Source organism: Sphingobacterium sp. UBA1897, from assembly GCF_002337775.1.
Lineage (GTDB): Bacteria > Bacteroidota > Bacteroidia > Sphingobacteriales > Sphingobacteriaceae > Sphingobacterium > Sphingobacterium siyangense.
This window is the reverse complement of record NZ_DDGR01000003.1, coordinates 35,939-55,252: the sequence shown is the minus strand read 5'-3', so window position 1 is coordinate 55,252 and position 19,314 is coordinate 35,939. Positions and strand designations below refer to the sequence as shown.

Below are 19,314 nucleotides of genomic sequence, written 5' to 3'. Positions count from 1 at the left end.
TAAAATGAAATTAGGGGCTATTTAGTTTTTATAAATGTAGGAAAGTTTTATGAGATTCTTTTCCATATATTTTTTCGGGTGTAATAACTATAAATTCCAGTAATTGCGATTAGGATCAAAGTTATCAATAAGCCTATATATACATTGAAGAACATATGGACCAGTATAAAACCAATGAGTCCAATTAGGCTTTCTAAAAAAGCTTCCTTTATACGGGACGGAGGATTTGAGTTCTCAAGGTATCTGGTATACTCTTCTACAATTGGTCGATCGGTATCGGTCCAATCAAAATGCGATAGTTCTGCGGAGGAGACCCATATTGCTTGGACATATTCTAGCATGGCAACTTCGCCAGAGGAAAAGGTGCAGAGAACAGGATAGCGACAAACTGCCGGACTTTTATGGCCTTGTTGCGTCATCTCTAAGGGCCTTCCGACAAGGATATCTATACTTAGCTCTTCCCTGATTTTGAGCGACAAATTTGCTTTCGTTGGCAGGTGGGACTCGGTTATGCGACCAGGAAATTCCCACTTTAAGGCATGCTTCACCGATGGCGGGCGCTGACAAATGAGTACCTTATCGTCCTTCCTTATAATCGCACAAGTCAAATAATGCATAACGGTTTAAAGATAGACATTAGGAACTAGATTCTTTACTTTCAATTTGATGACTTTCAAACAGCTCGATGCGGCCTTCAATAATCAACAAATAAAAGTTTTCAAAACAATCCTGATAGATCTTTTGTTCCAATGATTTTATTTCTTCAAAGAGACGTTCCTTCGCTACTGCAGCGTAACATAGCTCATTTTTTGATGTTGTCATCGTTTCTTGGCAGGGGGTGTCGTGAAGCTGTTTGTACAGGTCGCCTAAATCTGAAATGTCTTCACTGCGGTGGTAGGAGGGATGAAACCATACCCAAAAGTCTTCTTGATTTTTATAGGGATGCGGTAATAATTGAACGCATGTATTTCTGAATAGATCTCCCGGATGCTTTTTATAACGGAAATGAGTGGCTGTGGTCTTTAAACTATTCATAAAGTTAATTTGTTTGTAGGTTTACAAAAAATAATTCAAGAATAAAGATGTCATCTTAAATATAGGTATTTTTTTTAGTATTAAAAATTTACAGTTGACGTTAGCGCTAATTAGATCGCGATAGGATACAGAATACCACAGTCACAAAGCTGCACTCGAGCTGTTCCGCTAAAAAATGTAAATCGTATTCATTTTATGTTATCATCCCCAGAGCATTTTGATGAGAACGGATATTGTGAATACGAATAATCCGATATAGAATATGTTTGTCCCATGTTTTCTGTCATGATCCGAATAGGAAAATATCCGTTCGCCATTCGGTAGGCTCTTTTTGGAACTAAACAGCATATACCCGATTGCAATTCCTAAAAGTCCACCTAGAAGGGCTGAAATATAGCCGAAAATAACCCAATACTTCTGCTGCGGTTCCGGTTCCCGTAGTTGCATGAGCCGCTCCTGTTTCAAAAGATCAAGCTTTTCCTGATCAATCTCTTTCCCTCTTTTTACTAAAATTTCTCTAGCCAGTGCGTAGTCTAATTTGTTCCATTCATCGGGTTTTTGAAGAATTTCTAAGAGCTCTTCGTCGGAAAACTGATACAGGTAATGGTCGTCTTCAACCAAAGGGAGAGACTGCATTTCCTGCTCTTCTAAAATAGATTCTGCATTTGCGAAATTGGCAGGGTCTATTTGAACCTCATATTGATATCCAACCGTGTTTCCAGAAAATGTAATATCCATAGGGGGTACATTATCTGCCAACCGCGTTGTTACACCTTTTTCCGAAAGTAATTTATGACATTCTTGAGCTTCTTCTAAACTAGAGAATCTTTTTAACACGATATATGTATCCATGTGATCAATTATTTTTTATACCTGTATTTATGATCATTTGACAGTCCAATGCTGTGTGCAATCTTGGCTATTTGCCGTAACACCGCAAAATAGGACGTGAATGTGTAAATAGCGGACTAATTATGTAGTGTCTTTTTTGAATAAAGTTAATAAAGCCGGTTTGATACTTTTCAGCTTAAAGATAGTAAAATCAAATTCTATTTTATAGAAACAACAATAGAATCCAAGCTATAAGATGAAGAAACATTTGATTCATCACATTTTTGGGGGTATTCGTCACATTTTTCTGTTTTATGTTTTCATTTCAATTAATATTGCCTCATCAAAACCAATAACATGAAACTGAAAGACGTAAGAAAAATAGAATTTTGGATGGCAACTGTCGTATTTGTCGCTGTTGTTTATGCTTTGCTTGTTGATACAAACAATCGGGATGATAGCGGTATGCATAACTATTTCCTTCACCAAAAAATAAGCTACTCCTATTTCTTTAACTTTTTTGTGCCAAATTTTATCATTGACTTGCTGCTATATGTGATGTTTCTCCTTTTAAATTTTGTCCTTATTCCTTCCCTCATCAACAGAAAACGGGAGCTGCTGAATTATTCATTACTAGCTGCTTTGATCTTGGTATCCGGACTGATTTTAGGTGTATGCCGGACCTATAGCCACGCCTACGAATTGAAGGATTATGACAGTATTCAAAGAAGCTATAATAGTATATTTTTTAAGGCTTTTGCGCAAGCTATTTTATTAACAATTATAATTTCTTTATACACCTGTGCGCAATATCTGATCAGCTATTTGCTTAAAAGCAAGGCAGAAAATCTGACCCTGCAAAAGCAGCTAAAAATGGATTTATCCTTTGGAATTGGTTGCTGGTTTATTGGATTGTTTTTTTTGATTACATCGCGATCCCATTTACAACTTTCGGTATTATGGACTTTGGTTGTGTTGTCTTCAGTCGGTATTGTAATCTATTCCTTATACTATTTGTTGCCAAAATTACAGGAAAAACAGAAGAAATTCCGTGATTTCTTCTGGACTATCTTTGCTATTAGCTTGATTTCAGTCCTTCCATTAAGTGTACCGGCGCTATTTTTCTTTAATCAGACAAACGAAGTGATCTTTATCGTTGCCATGTTTCATTTAGCCACGCAATTATTGGTTAGCATTCCGCTGTCCTGGTTTCTCTTTAAAAAACGTCTAATGCGTCAAAACGAAATAGCATCCCTACGTACGGAGCTCGGGCAGTCGGATGCGAATCTGACCTTTCTAAAATCTCAAATAAATCCACATTTTTTATTTAATGCCTTAAATACATTGTATGGCACGGCACTGCAGGAAAATGCAGAACGGACGGGGGAGGGAATTCAACGCTTGGGGGATATGATGCGGTTTATGCTACATGAAAATACACAAGATAAAATTTCGTTGATGCGTGAAGTTGAATATTTGAATAATTACATCGCCTTACAAACGCTCCGGACTTCAATGTCAGATAAGATTACCCTTATAACCGAAATAGAGGAACAGTTTGAAAATTATCACATTACACCTATGTTGCTTATACCTTTCGTTGAGAATGCATTTAAGCATGGTATAAGCCTTCAGAAATCGTCTTATATTAAAATCTCTTTGCAAGTGCGGGACCAAGTCCTGTTTTTCGATGTAAGCAATAGCATTAATCCAAAAAGTGATAACGATCCCGAAAAACTAAAAAGCGGCGTAGGCTTGGAAAATGTAAGACAACGCCTGTCATTACTGTATAGAGATCGGCATGAATTGATGATACATGAAAATGCCAATGAGTTTTTTGTCCATTTAACATTACATCTTTAGATCAGGATAGTTCCACTATTTTTCAATCCATTATTTATCTGATTTATTGGTTCCTTAATTAACAGCAATGAAAAAAATACTTGTTTTTTTGCTTATGACCTTGTTTTGTCTAAGCAGTCATGCTCAGTTTAAATTGAGTGGTAAGATTTGGAATTATGATCCAAACAAGACATTGGAAATCAATATTCCTCTTGTTTTCGGTTTTTATAAAGAAAATTCGCAACGGGTAACCGTTGCCGGCGATGGTACATTTGAGGTCGCGCTGCCGGTAACAGCTCGAAAATCCGCGACACTAATTTACAGCGGTGTATTTCAAACCTTGTTATTAAGCCCCGGTAAGGATCTTATCGCCAATTTAACTGATAGTACGATCGTATTTACAGCCGGTAGTGCTTTAACAGAAAATAGAACTATTCAGCAAATAAAACTGGATGAAGTGCCGTTTTTTATGAAAGCCCCAGCCTTAAACAATCTTGCTAAACGCTCTTTGGCTGAATTGAGACAGCAGCTGTTAATTCCCTTTTTAGCAGATTGCAATCAAATGAATGAAGTGATCCAAACTACTTCACTGCCCAGCCAACTAAAAGACTATATCCGTACTGAGCTTTACGCGCAAAGAATTAACCATCTGAACGATTTTGCCCGTGTAGCTGAATTGCCAAAACCGACCTCAGATAGTTTAGTGCTAGAACTGTTTGGAAAAGCATCGATTAATTTACAGGATAACTTTGGAGGCCCCTCTTTCTATTCTTTCTTTGACAATTACCTGCGTTATTTGGAAACGAAAGCATTTGTTAAGATTCGGTCGGAGAAGATCCCTTCAAGCGAGCCGATTCCTTATTTCGGGATAAGCCTAGACAGTGCAAATAGATTAATGAATAGCTACAGTAAAGATTATTGGCGGTTTATTGGTGCTTTAAATAATTTTCCCAAAACTATCGTAGAAAAATACAATTTTCAGCAACTGGTCAATCTATATCATGACAGGGACTTACCACATTTAAAAGCATTGGCAGGAGCGCATTGGAAGATATTTCCAACGGATAAGCATAGGCCACTCGTTGAACGTCATATTGCCGATCTTGACTCTCTTTTGATAGCGAATAAACAGAACAAACAGATCCGGTTGATTGAGGATGATCAACCTATTTCATCGATCTACGACCTGATTGCTAAATTGAAGGGTAAAGTGGTCTATTTGGATGTTTGGGGTACCTGGTGTGGTCCTTGTAAGTTTGAATTGAAATATACACCTGAACTGAAGAAAAGATACATGGATAAAGATATTGCCTTCGTTTATTTGGATATGGATGAAGACCATCGTGATCAGGACTGGAAAGACTTTATAAGCGTCAACAATTTAACCGGAATCCATATACGTAAAAATAGGAAACAGATTGAGCCCTTTTGGAAGGAATTACTGCTAAATGCAAAAGACAAAGCCGAATATTATCCGCAATATTTTATATTTGATAAAACAGGAAAATTAGTTGTAGAAAAGGCTCTTCGACCAAGTAATGGAAAACAACTGTATGACCAAATAGATCAGATTTTAAATCAATAATTGTTATGATAGCCATCGCGATAGATGATGAACCTGTGGCATTGCAGGTTATTGAACACCATATAGCTAAAGTCCCTTTTATTGAATTAAAAAGTACATTTACGGATGCGTTTATGGCGATTGATTATCTCCAGAAGGAGCAGGTGGACCTTATCTTTTTAGATATAAAAATGCCCGATATTTCAGGTATAGAGTTTCTGCGGAGTTTGAATACTTCGCCAATGGTGATTTTTACGACGGCTTATTCTGAGCATGCGCTATTGAGTTTCGAGCTCGATGCCATCGATTACTTGCTTAAACCATTTTCTATGAGCAGGTTTTTGAAAGCCTGCAACAAGGCGAACGAATTGTATAGCCTTCGGGCAAAAAAGCTACAGCATAACAAAGACTATCTGTTCGTGAAAGATGGCTATGAACATGTTAAAGTTGAAATTGATCGTATCCTGTATATTGAAGCATCAGGTAATTACACCCAGATACATTTGGGCGATAAATGTGTTAGCTCCAGAATTACCATTAGCGAGTTGCTGGAACTGCTCCCGAAGAACGAATTTGTTCGTTGCCATAGAGCATTTATCGTCGCACGAAGTAAAATGATTAAGTTCGACAAAACCCAAATTTGGGTAACAGACCGGGTTATTCCCATTGGAACAACGTATACTGAATTGAAATTATATTAATGCTAAATACGCATTTTTTGATAAGTCAGGGCTGATTAGAAAGTAGGGAAGGGGTTGCGCTGTCAAAAGGTTAAGGGAACGTGTTTATGTTTTTAAGATAAATTTAATACTTTTGTAGCAATAGATCATTAGTGTTGTCAATTTTTAAAATTTAAAGTCATGTAATGCATTGTCGATATTTAGGAAGAAAGTAAACAACGGGATGTACCCGATTTGTTTATCCTATACCTATATCTTCAATTTTTTAGTATGGATTTAAATTTTAAAAATGGAATCAACAAAATATGGTCGTACCTATCATTTCCCATTTTCGCCAGGGACAAGCAGCGACGATCGTTTTAATCAACATTATTGGAAGGATATACAATCTTTCCATAAACTGTTATTTACAGAAAAATTAGATGGTGAAAATAATTGCCTTTCACGGCGTGGAGTATTTGCACGATCCCATGCAGCTCCAACCACGTCGCCATGGACGGCTCAGCTTCGGGAGCATTGGTCTAGATTAAAAAACGATCTGGATGATTTAGAGTTTTTTGGTGAAAATCTTTATGCTGTGCATTCTATCGAATATGTGCAACTTGAGCACTATTATTATGTTTTTGCTGCTCGAATTAAAGATCAGTGGCTTTCATGGGAAGAAGTTACTTTTTATGCTAGTTTATTTGATTTTCCTACTGTACCTGTTTTAAAACTCGAAATTGTAAAGGATTTGACTGAGTTGGAACTTCGGCGTTCAGTCGAAAATTTGGCCATGCAGTCTTCAATATTTGGATCGGTTGACCCTAAAACTGAAGAGGTATGTACGATGGAAGGGTTAGTCTGCAGGAATGCTGATGCATATCCCGTCAGCGAATTTCAGCACAATGTTTTTAAATATGTTAGAAAAGGACATGTGCAGACCGACGAACATTGGACAAAATCATGGCGAAGAACAAAAATGATTTGGGAAAGGAAGGATTTCTAATGGAATGGACAATAGCAGTAAATAAGAATTGGTCGGCTTTAGAGACGCAATTTTCTTGGGTCAGGGATATGGAACAGGTACAACAAGATCCTTTACATCATGCCGAAGGGAATGTCGCGATTCATACTCAAATGGTATTACAGCAGCTGGAAGGATTGCCTGAATACCGGAATCTGGATTATCAAAAGCAGGAGCTCCTCTGGGCTTCCGCTTTATTGCATGATGTCGAGAAGAGATCGACGACAATTGTCGCTGCAGATGGTCGTATCAGCTCTCCAAATCATGCCAAAAGAGGAGCACAGACCGCACGGGAGATTTTATTTCGTGATGTGGAGACCCCTTTTGTATTACGGGAGAAAATTGTCGCATTGGTACGCTATCATGGATTGCCATTGTGGTTGATGGAAAAAGTCGATCCAATGAAGAGCGCCTTGGAGGCGTCACTGAGTGTCAATATGGGCCAACTTAAGTTGTTGGCCGAAGCAGATGCTAAAGGAAGGTACTGTGCCGATTTGGATGCTTTGCTCTACGCATTGGATATGTTCGAACTGTATAGTAAAGAGATTGGCTGCTGGGATGCCACGCGTTCTTTTTTGTCTGAAAATGCACGATTTACATATTTTAATGGAAACAATAGCTATGTTGATTATGTGCCTTTTGATACATTCAAATCCACGGTGACTGTACTTTCAGGTTTGCCGGGAATGGGCAAAGATTATCAGATTTTAGCCATGAATACCGACCTTCCTGTTATTAGTTTGGATGACATCAGACGCAAATATCGCATTGATCCTACTGATAAAAAGAGAAACGGATGGGTTGTACAGGAAGCTAAAGAGCAGGCAAAAAAATACTTACGCTGTGGACAGGATTTTATCTGGAATGCCACCAATATAACTTCCCAGATGCGAAAACAATTGATCGATCTTTTCGTAAGCTATCAAGCTTATGTGAAATTGTTGTACGTTGAAAAACCCTATAAGATTTGGCGCGCGCAGAATAGCGATAGGGAGTACCCACTGCCAGAAGTTGTCTTGGATAAAATGTTTCATAATTTGGAAGTTCCACAGTTGACAGAGGCGCATGAGGTTCACTACATTACGGCATAGCGGATGCTTTTAAGTAGGGGGTATTTAAGCAGGACTGTGCTGCATCTTTGATTGATTTTGCGAATCAGCCCACTTATTTGGATAGGGGGCTGATTTTTTTATATAGTACCTTTTTTCGGAGAGAGAGGCAATTTTTAGCTACTTTTTCAATCGCTGTAGCAACATAGATAAAAGCTCCTTTTCCTTGATATCGATGACATCCATGTCGATCCAAAAAGATGCAGGTTTTGTTGATAGATTGCGGTCAATAAAGCTTAATAAATAAATTAGACCGCTTGTTTTTTCTTTTTTTAACGATGAAACGTCATTTAATTTTATAAAAATAGAATTTGTCCGATATAAACCAGTAACAAAATAATCGATATCAGTCCAAGGGATTTGCTGCGGTTTCAATACGCTGTTGTTTAGTAATGTATGCTCATCTATCGTGAGTGCGGCCTCTCCTCTTCGATAGCGGTTCAGCTGTTGTAGTCGAAGATAAAAAACCGTTGCCGCAACGAGTATCCATATCGTCGAGGTTAGCTTAAAAATGAGATCATAGTATAACCAAGCATACAACCCAATGACTGCTGGAAGAAAACATAGCAGCATGCTGATGATAATTTTTCCTTTGCTAAAATTAATTTTGATCATTGCTTTCTCTTTTTTCAAAAAGTACAAACTCCGCAAAAAATGGAGCCTGCCATTTTCATCATAGCTCCAATCTGTTAATCATATTATTGGAGCGCCTGTTATAAAGATAGGGGGTAAAGGCCATTGAAACTATTCCGATTTATGATTCGTGCTTGTTGAATGATTATTCGTATTACTTGAATTTATCTTGCCATCCCTTCCGTATTGCGCTTAATTGAAATGGTACCGCGTGTCTTTTTTTTGATAAAAGGAATGAGTAGCTTTGTTTGTATAATAAAGTGATGGACTGTTGGAAAAACTTAAAGAACATTTAAAGAAATTTATCGATGTCGATCCGATCGAATTAGAAGAAATATTGCTTTACTTTAAGACGAAAACGGTCGCGAAAAAAGAAAATATACTGGAGGAGGGCCAAGTATGCAGATACCATTTTTTTGTATTAAAAGGTATTCTCCGTAAATTCTTTGTTAATGAAAAGGGAGTCGAACAAACGACTGAATTCGCAATAGAAAATTGGTGGATTACAGATAATATGGCTTTTGAACATAAGCTTGTTACGTCATTTTACATTCAGGCCGTAGAGACTTCAGATTTAGTTTATATCAGTCAAGAAAATCAAGAGAAATTGGTTGCTGCATTTCCGATCATGGAGCGTTATTTTCGCTTTGTCTATCAAAGGGCTTATGCTGCTGCGCAAATGCGGGTTAAATATCTATTCTCTAAATCTAAAGAGGAATTCTACCATGATATGCTCCGTAAATATCCTCAGTTTGTACAACGTGTTCCGCAATACCTGATTGCTTCATATCTGGGATTTACTCCAGAATATTTAAGTGAAATCCGTAAAAAAATACTTCCCTGAATCTGCTGCTATAATCTCGTTGCAATTGAAGGCTAGTAGCATTGGTCCGAATCTGCAATGCGAAAAGGGCTAATTTGAAATTGCAGCTTGTGTTCTTTTGCATAGTCTTGCACTAATTTTGCGAATTTTTCCATTGCCTTTTCCTCAGAAGCAGCAAAACAGTGCAGGTTTAATTCCAAAGGTTTCTCTGAGGTGGCAGGATCGATACGCAATTGTTCAACTTCGGAGAGGACAACAGCAAAAGAAGTTTTACAGATTTCAACTTCTAAATGCGGCCCCATTAATTGAGATGAAATGCTATAATAAGAATCGTTATTTTGGATTTCTTTCTGAAAGGGATCTAAATAGGTTGTAACAATAGATCGATAACCATATTTAGCATTACCAAAAAAGTGATCAATATATTCCTGTGCTTTTTCATATGTTGAGAAGACACCTTCCAGATTGGTGAATAAATCTGGATCTTCTTTTACTTCTTTTGAAACTACTGTATATACCTTAATGGGGTTGGTTGTCATATTTTGTATGCTACTGTTTGTACATTAAGTAAAAGTAAGTTTTTCTGCAAAAAAACTAATTTAGACTTTTATCTATGAGTGATTCTAAGATAAAATCCTCTTTTTAAAATAAAAAATTTCCTTTGTTAACTTGTAGCCTGTTTAGAGCAGGTGTTTGTGCTTTAAAGTTGTATATAATTTTCGTATTCTCCAAATTTTTTACTGATTGTTTTTATTTGCTTTTCTAAAATAATGCGGATTGAACATATAATCCTATTGTCGAGCTTGCTTTATTACCAAGCTCCTCCTGCAAGTAGCCTGGGCCCAGGTTGAGTCTACTTTTTTAGCTGATTTCAATGTGGAACCACCTTGTTTACACGGTTGGGGCAGGGCGATGTAGGACAAGAGCAATAAACCAATTACTTCTGACGCCGAATGATGGAAACCTGTTTTGACTAACTCATCAGAAATATGGTTTTGTTCCCAAGTCATATTTTTTCATTTGATTGGACATAGACAATGCATGCGATCTTTGTTTCTCTTGCTGAGGAAGACTTCTCGGTCATTTCGGTCTTGTGTTTAGTTTAGTGTGTGTGTTATTTCGTTAAATTTAATTTTCTTAAATTTATTTTAATTTAAAAGATAGTGAAATTATAATTGAAAAAGATATCATTTTTTATCAAAACTATGCTCTTTTGTCTCAATTTATTTTTAAATTTTATTTGCTTTAAAGCCTGTTTAGGGCTGTTTTTGTTCGCATAATGTTGTTTTTGGGCTTCAGTAGCACCTGTTCTCTTTCTCTTGTCGGAATCCAGCGATTTGTTTTTTATAGCCATTCAAACGTTTTCGTAAATAAATGGATTAAAAAGGTTTGATTGTGTTTTCTTAATTAATACTATTGTTTTGTGTTGATTAAATAATAACCAATTGATATTAATGACTAAAAGGTCTTGTTTTTGGGCTTTTTATAGTTTTATTTATTAATAACCAATAAATCTTAATTTATGAGAAAATTTAATCGTTTGATTTTCGTTAGTTTTTCTTTTTTGTGTATGCTATTGCTGTCTACAGGAATTGTTTATTCACAAGGAACTGGAAAAGAACTAAAGGGTATCGTCAAAACAAATGATGGGCGTTTTTTGGAGAAAGTTACCGTTTTGGTGAAGGGAACTTCAACGGGTACAGTAACAGATAGCTACGGTCGCTTTAGTTTAAAATTGCAGCAAAGTACTGCTAAGGTTACTTTAAGTTTTACCCATACGGGATACTCGTCCAAGGAACTTGACGTAGAAGTGGGTAGGGAAATAGAGATCACCCTTTCTGAATCTACTGAGAATCTAGATGAAGTCGTCGTTATTGGATACGGAACTGCCAAACGTAAGGATGTGACAGGCGCAATTGTTTCGGTGCAGACCGAAAAGCTTGAAAAGGAAGCGCCCAGGTCTGTTCAGGATCTATTAAGGGGGAATGCCGCCGGCTTAATCATTGGCCAGGGTAATTCTGCTAAAGGGGATGCTAGCCTACAGGTAAGGGGAAAAGGAACATTAAAGGCTGGAAGTAGCCCATTAAATGTCGTGGATGGCGTTATATTCGATGGAACATTTGCAGATCTTAATCCCAATGATATTCAGTCAATTGATGTTTTGAAAGATGCGAGTGCTACTGCTGTGTACGGTGCAAAGGCCGCCAACGGCGTTATCTTAATAACGACAAAAAAAGGGAAAAAAGGGAAGCCGAGCATTACTTTCAATGGGAATTTTGGTATGGTTGAAAGCGCAGGGATGCCACGCGTAATGACCGCTGATGAGTTTTTGAAATATCGCTATGACTTTGAAGTAGGCCGAAGAACCGCCGACTATCTTAAAGCGCACCCCGAAATGTTTGTGGACCCAAGACTGCTCAGTGGAACCAATCAGTTGGACTGGTATAATTACGATCAAAAGACCCCCGTTACAAATGTAACAGAGGATCAGTTGATTAGGTCTTGGCTTTCTCGATTGGAGCTAAAGACTCCGGAAATTGAAAATTACATGAACAATAAGATTACGGATTGGCAGGATTTGGTTTTTCAAAAGGGGATCCAGCAGGATTATACTGTTGCAGTATCGAATAGTAGTGAGAATGCTAACTATTATTTTTCCTTAAACCATGTTGACCGGGAGGGAGTAGTGGTCGGAAGTCGGTTTAAAAATTTCAGAACACGACTAAATCTCGAAACTAAAATTACATCCTATCTAAAAGTCGGGGCGAATACAAACTTTGCAGTTCGAAATGAGGGCTTTCTAAAATCCGATTGGAAGCAGTCTGCGGTGATTTCTCCCTTTGGATCAAATAATCTTGATGATCCTTCTAGTATTTATCAAAGACTGCCGACAGGCGATGTTACTCCGGTAAACCCGTTCTTTGATAATCAATTTAGGGATCGAAAGGATCATTATAACACTTTGAATTCGAGTCTGTATGGTGTAATTACCTTGCCCTTTGGAATTGAATTACAGTCCAATTTTACACCTTCTTTCAGTTGGCGGGAGTATTATAATCATGATTCGTCAAAAAATCCTGAATGGAAAGCGAGAGGTGGAAGTAGCGAAAGAACTTTTAAAAAAGTATATAATTGGCAGCTAGATAACGTGCTACGTTGGAAGCGACGTTTTGATGTACATAATTTTGAAGTGACCCTATTACAAAATGCGGAGAAAGGGCAGTCTTGGGAAACTAAAGCCAAATCTTCACAATTTGTACCATCAGATGTGCTTGGTTGGCATCGATTACAGGCCGGTACAATTCCATTGAACGAAAGCGAAGACACCTATCAAACCGGAGATGCCTTAATGGCTCGCTTGTTTTATTCCTTTAAAGATCGTTATATGTTGACAGCTTCTGTGCGACGTGATGGGTATTCAGCCTTTGGCGCTCAAAATCCAAGAGCAACCTTTCCAGCCCTGGCTTTTGCCTGGGATTTTACAGCAGAAGATTTTATGAAAAATACCAAATCCTGGTTGGATTATGGCAAGCTACGGCTTTCTTGGGGAAGAAATGGTAATCGTGATATTGAGCGCTACGAAGCTCTTTCCGACATGACCTCTGGGTTACATCCCTATATTGATGCGAGTGGAAACCTCTATCTTTCATCTCAGTTATACGTGAATAGAATGGCCAATTTGGGCTTAAAATGGGAGAGTAAAAGTTCGTATAATGCCGGTTTGGACTTTTCAATCTTCCATGGCCGTCTGAGTGGTGCACTGGATTTTTATACGGCAACAACCCAGGATTTATTGGTAGATCGTGCATTGCCAGAAATTATCGGATTTAGCAGTGTTGCTGCCAATCTTGGTGAGCTCTCAAATAAAGGTTTTGATATTTCCTTGAATAGTAACATTATGAATAGGGGCGATTTTAGTTGGAATGCTACGGCGATCTTTATGTTGAATCGGAGAAAAATCGTGAAGTTGTATGGCGATATGGTGGACGTAAAAGATAGTGAGGGAAATATCGTCGGCCAAAAGGAAGCGGACGATGTTAAAAATAGATGGTTTATTGGACAGGATCCCGACCGGATATGGGCTTACAAACGAAATGGAATCTGGCAATTAGGGGAAGAGGAAATGGCCGCAAAATACGGCAACCAACCTGGCGATTTTAAATATATAGATCAAAATGGAGATGAGGTCTTAACGGATGCCGATCGTGTATTTCAGGGGTATACAACACCACGTTTTCGCTGGTCGTTTCGAAATGAATTGCGTTATAAAGAGCTGAGTTTTTCATTTTTAATTTACTCCAATTGGGGGCATTATGGGGATTTTAACCAGGCAGCAAACAATAGTAATTTTGCGGATCGCAGTACGGACTATGCGCTAGATCGCTGGACGCCAGATAATCCAATCAACGATTATGCGCGTATTGGATCAAAAAATAATGGTACAAACTATGTCAACATGTCCTTTATGCGTTTGGACAATATGGTGCTTTCCTATAATCTGCCGAAATCATTGTTGCAATCGTTAAGAATCCAGCAGCTTCGTATTTCAGCTTCGGTTAGAAATGTAGCCTATTTGACAAAAGATTTTAAATTTGGAGACCCCGAAAGAAGCTGGAAAAGTGACGCATTGGCAGATGTAGGTGACCCGGCTCCCCGTACGTATAATCTTAGTTTAAACCTTACCCTTTAATTTTTAGATCATGAAATTGAAAAAAAATATAATATTTAGTTTATGTATTGGTTCAATGGCTTTTTTTACATTTTCTTGTAGTAAGGATTGGCTTAAACCGAAACCCTTGTCTTTCTATGAACCTGATGTTGCACTAGCCGATGCGCAAGGTATGTACTCCGCTTTAACGGCCTGTGAAAGAAATATGCGGCATGAATTTTTTGACGATGCTGCACCAATTTTGACCGAGATTATTCAATCTGAAGTAGCCGTAGAAGGTACGACAGATAAAGCTGGTCCACAAATGGATATGGATATTGCACTGCTTCCCGATGCAGACCTCAATCACAACGATAAAACTAAAGTCGGTTGGTATTGGTACGAGGGATTTAAGGGGGTAAAATATGCCAATCTTATTATTTCAAGAATAGATGCAGGAACTTTTAAAGACCAAAATGAAAAAAACGCGATTTTAGGAGCTGCTTATTTTCAACGTGCCTATCGTTATTTTAAATTGGTGCACCAGTTCGGTGATGTGCCCTTCATTGACAAAGAGATAAATGAACCAAAATATGATTTCTATAGTTACGATCGTTGGAGCATTCTCGAAAAATTACGTAAAGATCTGGAATTTGCCTACCAATGGGTACCCGAAAAAGTAGATCGTGGACGTACCTCCAAATCTGCTTGTGGTATATTGTTGATGAAGGTATGCATGGCTTTGGCAGATTTTGATCGGGCAATCGCTATTGGAAAAGAAATTGTCGCTATTCATCCACTTATGAAAAGCAGATTTACGGTGAATAAAAGTAAACCAAATACCAATCTGATGTTTGATCTTCATAGTGTTGAGGCAAAATTAGATGGGGCCAATACCGAAGGTTTAATGTATGTAGTTTCTTATCCTGGAGTTGATGGCTCTGCACGCATAAGAACAATGCGTAATGGCGTTCCTTTCTGGAACAACGGCGGTATAAAAACACCGGACGGAAAAACGGGGACAGGCCTATCATTAGCAGCGGATGAAACTGATCTTTCATTGGATTTAAATAAGAACTATGGTCGTGGTATAGGACGATTGCGTCCAACTTGGTATTTTACAAATCAGATTTGGAGATCTGGGAAAGAAGATAATGATTTGCGGGGGATTTTTAATCGGGATAGTTGGAGAAAGATGGAAGATTTGAAATATAATGAGCCCAACTTAAAAAAGACCGGCAATCCCTGGTATGGAAAAAATCTGGTTAAACCGGCAGGGATGAGTGTTGAGGATTCAATTCGTCTATGGTTCTCTTGGCCGCATTATAAATTATTTGTACCGGACCCATTGCAAACACAATGGGAGGGCGGGGAAACTCCATGGTATATTTATCGTTCTGCGGAAGTCTATTTATTGTTGGCAGAAAGTTACTATTGGAAAAATGATCTTGGTCAGGCTGCCATTGCCATTAACGAAGTCCGTCAACGCGCCGGTGCATCACAGCTGACAGCAGGCGAAATCAATATCGGTGAGTTATTAGATGAGCGTGCACGTGAGTTGTATTATGAAGAAAACAGGCATATTGAGCTCGTAAGGATTGCCTATATATACGCAAAAACCCGAAAACCATGTGAAATTTTTGGTGGCCGTGTTTATGATTTAAAACAGATTAGTGGTCCAGGTGGAACGAATGCGAATATTAAACAAGCTGGAGTTAATTTCTGGTACGATAGAGTGGTTGCTAAAAGTAATTTCTATAACAAAGGGGTCAAACATAAATGGGCCGAATATAAAATTAGTGTGCACCATATCTTATGGCCTGTACCTGCCAATGCAATTAATACAAATATCAAAGGTGTTATCAATCAAAATATAGGTTATCCGGGAGCCGAGAAAAATAAAATGCCGTTATTGGTTGAAGATAAGTAACAAGTGTTTTCAAACGTTTTCGTAAATAAATCACATCATTTGATTCATTTCACTTATATTAATTAATATCTTGTTTTATTAAGTCAATTGAATCAATAGCCAATAAGTAAATGGGGCCCTGTTTGGCGTGAAAGTGAAGTGTAGCATCGTCTCCTGGCTTTCGCTAGTATGGTCCCGAACGTGTTATGATTGACGAACCAATGATGAATAAATAAACCGGGTCGATAGACTCAAGATCAAATTTTACAATGAAAAGAAATACACTATTTAAATCTGTTGTGATGGCAGCGATCGTTAGCAATGCTGTATTATCGTATGCCCAGACAGATAAAAGTAATGAGAAAGGTTGGACAAACCTTTTTGATGGAAAAACGCTGAATGGCTGGAAATCCGTCGGAGGAAAAGCTCCCTATTCTATTGAAGGTGATGCTATTGTCGGCAGAATGACAAAAGGTACGCCCAATTCTTTTTTGATCACTGAAAAAGAATATGGTGATTTCATATTGGAACTGGATGTTAAACTTGAAGGCAATGAAACAAACTCAGGTATTCAGACACGGAGCCATCTTGATCCAAAGGCTAATGATGGGCGCGGACGCGTATATGGAAGGCAAGTTGAAATAGACCCCTCTTCACGTGCATGGACGGGTGGAATATATGACGAGGCGCGTCGTGGATGGATTTATCCACTTGATTTAAATGAAAATGCAAAAAAAGCCTATAAAGCAGAGCAATTCAATCATATCCGAATAGAAGCAGTCGGCGATGAGCTGCGTACTTGGATCAATGATATTCCTGTAGCTTATGTCGTTGACACGATCGATAGAACAGGTTTTATCGGATTACAGGTACATGGTATTCCACCGCAGTTGGATGGGAAGAAAGTTTATTTTAAGAATATTAAAATAAAAACAACCGACCTCAAATCAAAAGGCTTTCCGAAAGACCTTTATATCGTTAATCTGAAGCCCAACGATTTGGCAGATGCCGAAAAGAAAAAAGGAGTTAAGCTCTTATTTGACGGTAAAACCAATAAGGGCTGGCGGAGCATACACGGCGATAAATTTCCAGAACGTGGTTGGGAAGTTAAAGATGGGCAAATGACTGTCCTGAAATCCGACGGCGGGGAGTCAACCAATGGCGGTGACATCGTCACAAAAGATAAATACGCCGTGTTTGATCTCTCATTTGAATTTAAGCTTAGTCCGGGAGCGAATAGCGGTGTTAAGTATTTTGTCACTTTAAAAGAAAAATCAAAAGGATCCGCTATTGGTTTGGAATATCAAGTACTGGATGATGCTTTACACCCTGATGCGAAATTGGGACGAGACGGAAATCGTACATTGGCATCGCTTTACGATCTCATCACATCCAATCGTGACGAGCGTGCGCGCAGACCCATCGGTGAGTGGAATAGAGGTAGAGTTGTGGTCACAGCAGATAACAAAGTGGAACATTATTTAAATGGAATTAAGATGTTGTCTTATGAGCGGGGCTCCAAAGCGTTTAAAGATTTGGTTCAGATCAGCAAATATAAAGATTGGGAAAATTTTGGTGAAGCGAAGGAAGGTTTTATTCTTCTCCAAGACCATGGCGATCGGGTTTCATTTCGCAGCATAAAAATCAATACACCCAATTAAGCTTATCTCTTATGAATCATTATTTATCGCGCAGAAGCTTTGTTAAACAGTCTGTTATCGCTGCAGGAGCGGTTATGCTATCCAATAGTGTATTGGGAAATGTCAGTTTGGCTAAACCAAATGAGCGTGTCAACTTAGCTTGTGTAGGCTTAGGAAATAGGGCCGCAGAAATCATTAAAGAGCTGTATAAAACAGGACTCTGTAATATTGTCGCGCTATGTGATGTAGATCTTGGCGCGAAACATACACAGGAAATTTTGGGCTTGTTTCCTGATGCACCTAAGTTTAAGGATTTTAGAGTGATGTTTGACAAAATGGGAAATCAGATCGATGCTGTAAGTGTCGGAACTCCCGATTTCTCACACTTTGCCATAACAATGCTTGCACTGGACTTGGGTAAACATGTTTACGTGGAAAAACCAATGGCGAGAACATTCCTTGAAGTTGAATTGATGGCAAATAAAGCTCGGAAAAACCCTAAACTTGCTACCCAAATGGGAAATCAAGGGCACTCCGAAGCAAATTACTTTCAGTTTAAAGCCTGGAAAGATGCCGGTATTATTAAGGATGTGACGCGCATCGATGCGCACATGAATATGCCGCGTAGATGGCATGGCTGGGATGTGAATATGAAGGGTTTTCCTGCCGCTGAAATGGTGCCCGAAACATTAGATTGGGATCTTTGGCAAATGCAGACCATAGGCCATAATTATAATAAGGATTTTGTGAATGGTCAATGGCGCTGTTGGTATGATTTTGGAATGGGGGCATTGGGTGATTGGGGTGCACATATATTGGATACAGCGCATGAATTTTTAGATTTGGGGCTGCCTACAGAAGTGTCCGCTGTGAAGCTCGATGGGTATAATTCCTATTTTTTCCCCATGTCTTCGACCTTGAAATTTCATTTTCCAAAAAGGAAAAAGATGCCAGCAGTAGATATCAATTGGTATGATGGACTGGATAATTTGCCACCTATACCGGAAGGCTACGGTGTATCCGGACTGGATCCTAATATTCCTGCACCAAGTACAGGGAAATTGGAACCCGCCAAATTAAATCCTGGGAAAATTATCTATAGCAAGGATTTGATATTTAAAGGTGGTTCTCATGCTAGTACCTTGCAGATTATTCCAGCAGCGAAAGCCAAGGAAATGGAGTCTCGGTTACCGGAAGTGCCACAATCACCGTCAAATCACTTTGCTAATTTCTTAAAAGGTTGTAAAGGTGAAGAAAAGACCCGCTCGGCTTTTGAAATTGCAGGTCCTCTGAGCCAAGTATTTTGTTTGGGTGTAATTGCACAACGCTTAAACAGTAAGTTGATCTTGAATACACAGACAAAAGAAGTGACTAATGATAAGTTTGCCAATGCACTCTTAGCTGGACCTCCACCTGCGAGAGGCTGGGAGCAGTATTATAAGATGTAATGGACCAGTAACTGGGCATAGAAAGTAAAGGGCAATGTGAACATTGCCCTTTTTGTTTTTGAAATGAAAAGTCTTTCCTGAAATATACGATTTGCTTGCTCTTTATATAAAAGAACTGGAAAGGAGGAAAAAGCATGATAATCCCA

15 protein-coding genes are annotated in these 19,314 nt (G+C 38.5%); 10 read left to right on the top strand and 5 right to left on the bottom strand.

The genetic code is table 11. The features are described from left to right. Nucleotides 1-47: 47 nt before the first annotated feature. From B4N43_RS02185 to B4N43_RS02175, 3 genes are all read right to left on the bottom strand, one after another. The gene (locus tag B4N43_RS02185) at nucleotides 48-617 is read right to left on the bottom strand and encodes a hypothetical protein (protein WP_286732512.1); all 570 of its coding nucleotides are present in this window, start codon (nucleotides 615-617) and stop codon (nucleotides 48-50) included. Nucleotides 618-636: 19 nt separating this feature from the next. Beyond that, entirely contained in the window at nucleotides 637-1,035 is a 399-nt protein-coding gene (locus tag B4N43_RS02180) for a hypothetical protein (protein WP_088160917.1), read from the bottom strand. Nucleotides 1,036-1,236: 201 nt separating this feature from the next. Then, a complete protein-coding gene (locus B4N43_RS02175) occupies nucleotides 1,237-1,887 on the bottom strand; it encodes a hypothetical protein (RefSeq protein ID WP_286732511.1) in 651 nt (216 codons plus the stop codon). 336 nt (nucleotides 1,888-2,223) lie between these two features. On the opposite strand from B4N43_RS02175, the gene B4N43_RS02170 reads away from it, so the two are divergent. The 5 genes from B4N43_RS02170 (at nucleotide 2,224) to B4N43_RS02150 (ending at nucleotide 8,049) form a co-directional block, all read left to right on the top strand. Further along, nucleotides 2,224-3,729, top strand: coding sequence for a sensor histidine kinase (locus B4N43_RS02170; RefSeq protein WP_286732509.1), 1,506 nt, complete (start codon nucleotides 2,224-2,226; stop codon nucleotides 3,727-3,729). Nucleotides 3,730-3,796: 67 nt separating this feature from the next. Then, the gene (locus tag B4N43_RS02165) at nucleotides 3,797-5,293 is read left to right on the top strand and encodes a TlpA family protein disulfide reductase (protein ID WP_286732508.1); all 1,497 of its coding nucleotides are present in this window, start codon (nucleotides 3,797-3,799) and stop codon (nucleotides 5,291-5,293) included. 5 nt (nucleotides 5,294-5,298) lie between these two features. Beyond that, nucleotides 5,299-5,973, top strand: a complete 675-nt coding sequence (locus B4N43_RS02160) for a LytR/AlgR family response regulator transcription factor (RefSeq protein ID WP_286732506.1) — start codon at nucleotides 5,299-5,301, stop codon at nucleotides 5,971-5,973. Between the two features lie 268 nt (nucleotides 5,974-6,241). Continuing rightward, a complete protein-coding gene (locus B4N43_RS02155; protein WP_286732505.1) occupies nucleotides 6,242-6,940 on the top strand; it encodes an RNA ligase family protein in 699 nt (232 codons plus the stop codon). Next, nucleotides 6,898-8,049, top strand: coding sequence for an AAA family ATPase (locus B4N43_RS02150; protein ID WP_286732504.1), 1,152 nt, complete (start codon nucleotides 6,898-6,900; stop codon nucleotides 8,047-8,049). Before B4N43_RS02155 ends, B4N43_RS02150 begins: the two co-directional genes overlap by 43 nt. A gap of 138 nt (nucleotides 8,050-8,187) precedes the next feature. Here the strand turns inward: B4N43_RS02150 and B4N43_RS02145 are convergent, their stop codons facing one another. Next, the gene (locus tag B4N43_RS02145) at nucleotides 8,188-8,682 is read right to left on the bottom strand and encodes an STM3941 family protein (protein ID WP_286732503.1); all 495 of its coding nucleotides are present in this window, start codon (nucleotides 8,680-8,682) and stop codon (nucleotides 8,188-8,190) included. 289 nt (nucleotides 8,683-8,971) lie between these two features. Between B4N43_RS02145 and B4N43_RS02140 the strand changes: the two genes are divergently transcribed. Further along, complete coding sequence (locus B4N43_RS02140) at nucleotides 8,972-9,544, top strand: Crp/Fnr family transcriptional regulator (protein ID WP_286732502.1); 573 nt, start codon at nucleotides 8,972-8,974, stop codon at nucleotides 9,542-9,544. 32 nt (nucleotides 9,545-9,576) lie between these two features. Here the strand turns inward: B4N43_RS02140 and B4N43_RS02135 are convergent, their stop codons facing one another. After that, on the bottom strand, nucleotides 9,577-10,062 hold the full coding sequence (locus B4N43_RS02135; RefSeq protein WP_286732501.1) for a hypothetical protein: 486 nt from the start codon (nucleotides 10,060-10,062) through the stop codon (nucleotides 9,577-9,579). 983 nt (nucleotides 10,063-11,045) lie between these two features. Here B4N43_RS02135 and B4N43_RS02130 point away from each other — a divergent pair. The 4 genes from B4N43_RS02130 to B4N43_RS02115 all read left to right on the top strand — a co-directional run bounded on the left by B4N43_RS02130 (nucleotide 11,046) and on the right by B4N43_RS02115 (nucleotide 19,168). Next, the gene (locus tag B4N43_RS02130; protein WP_286732499.1) at nucleotides 11,046-14,213 is read left to right on the top strand and encodes a SusC/RagA family TonB-linked outer membrane protein; all 3,168 of its coding nucleotides are present in this window, start codon (nucleotides 11,046-11,048) and stop codon (nucleotides 14,211-14,213) included. 10 nt (nucleotides 14,214-14,223) lie between these two features. Beyond that, nucleotides 14,224-16,101, top strand: a complete 1,878-nt coding sequence (locus tag B4N43_RS02125) for a RagB/SusD family nutrient uptake outer membrane protein (RefSeq protein WP_286732498.1) — start codon at nucleotides 14,224-14,226, stop codon at nucleotides 16,099-16,101. Nucleotides 16,102-16,349: 248 nt separating this feature from the next. Further along, nucleotides 16,350-17,741, top strand: coding sequence for a 3-keto-disaccharide hydrolase (locus B4N43_RS02120; RefSeq protein WP_286732497.1), 1,392 nt, complete (start codon nucleotides 16,350-16,352; stop codon nucleotides 17,739-17,741). 11 nt (nucleotides 17,742-17,752) lie between these two features. After that, entirely contained in the window at nucleotides 17,753-19,168 is a 1,416-nt protein-coding gene (locus B4N43_RS02115; RefSeq protein WP_075991845.1) for a Gfo/Idh/MocA family protein, read from the top strand. Nucleotides 19,169-19,314: the final 146 nt, after the last annotated feature.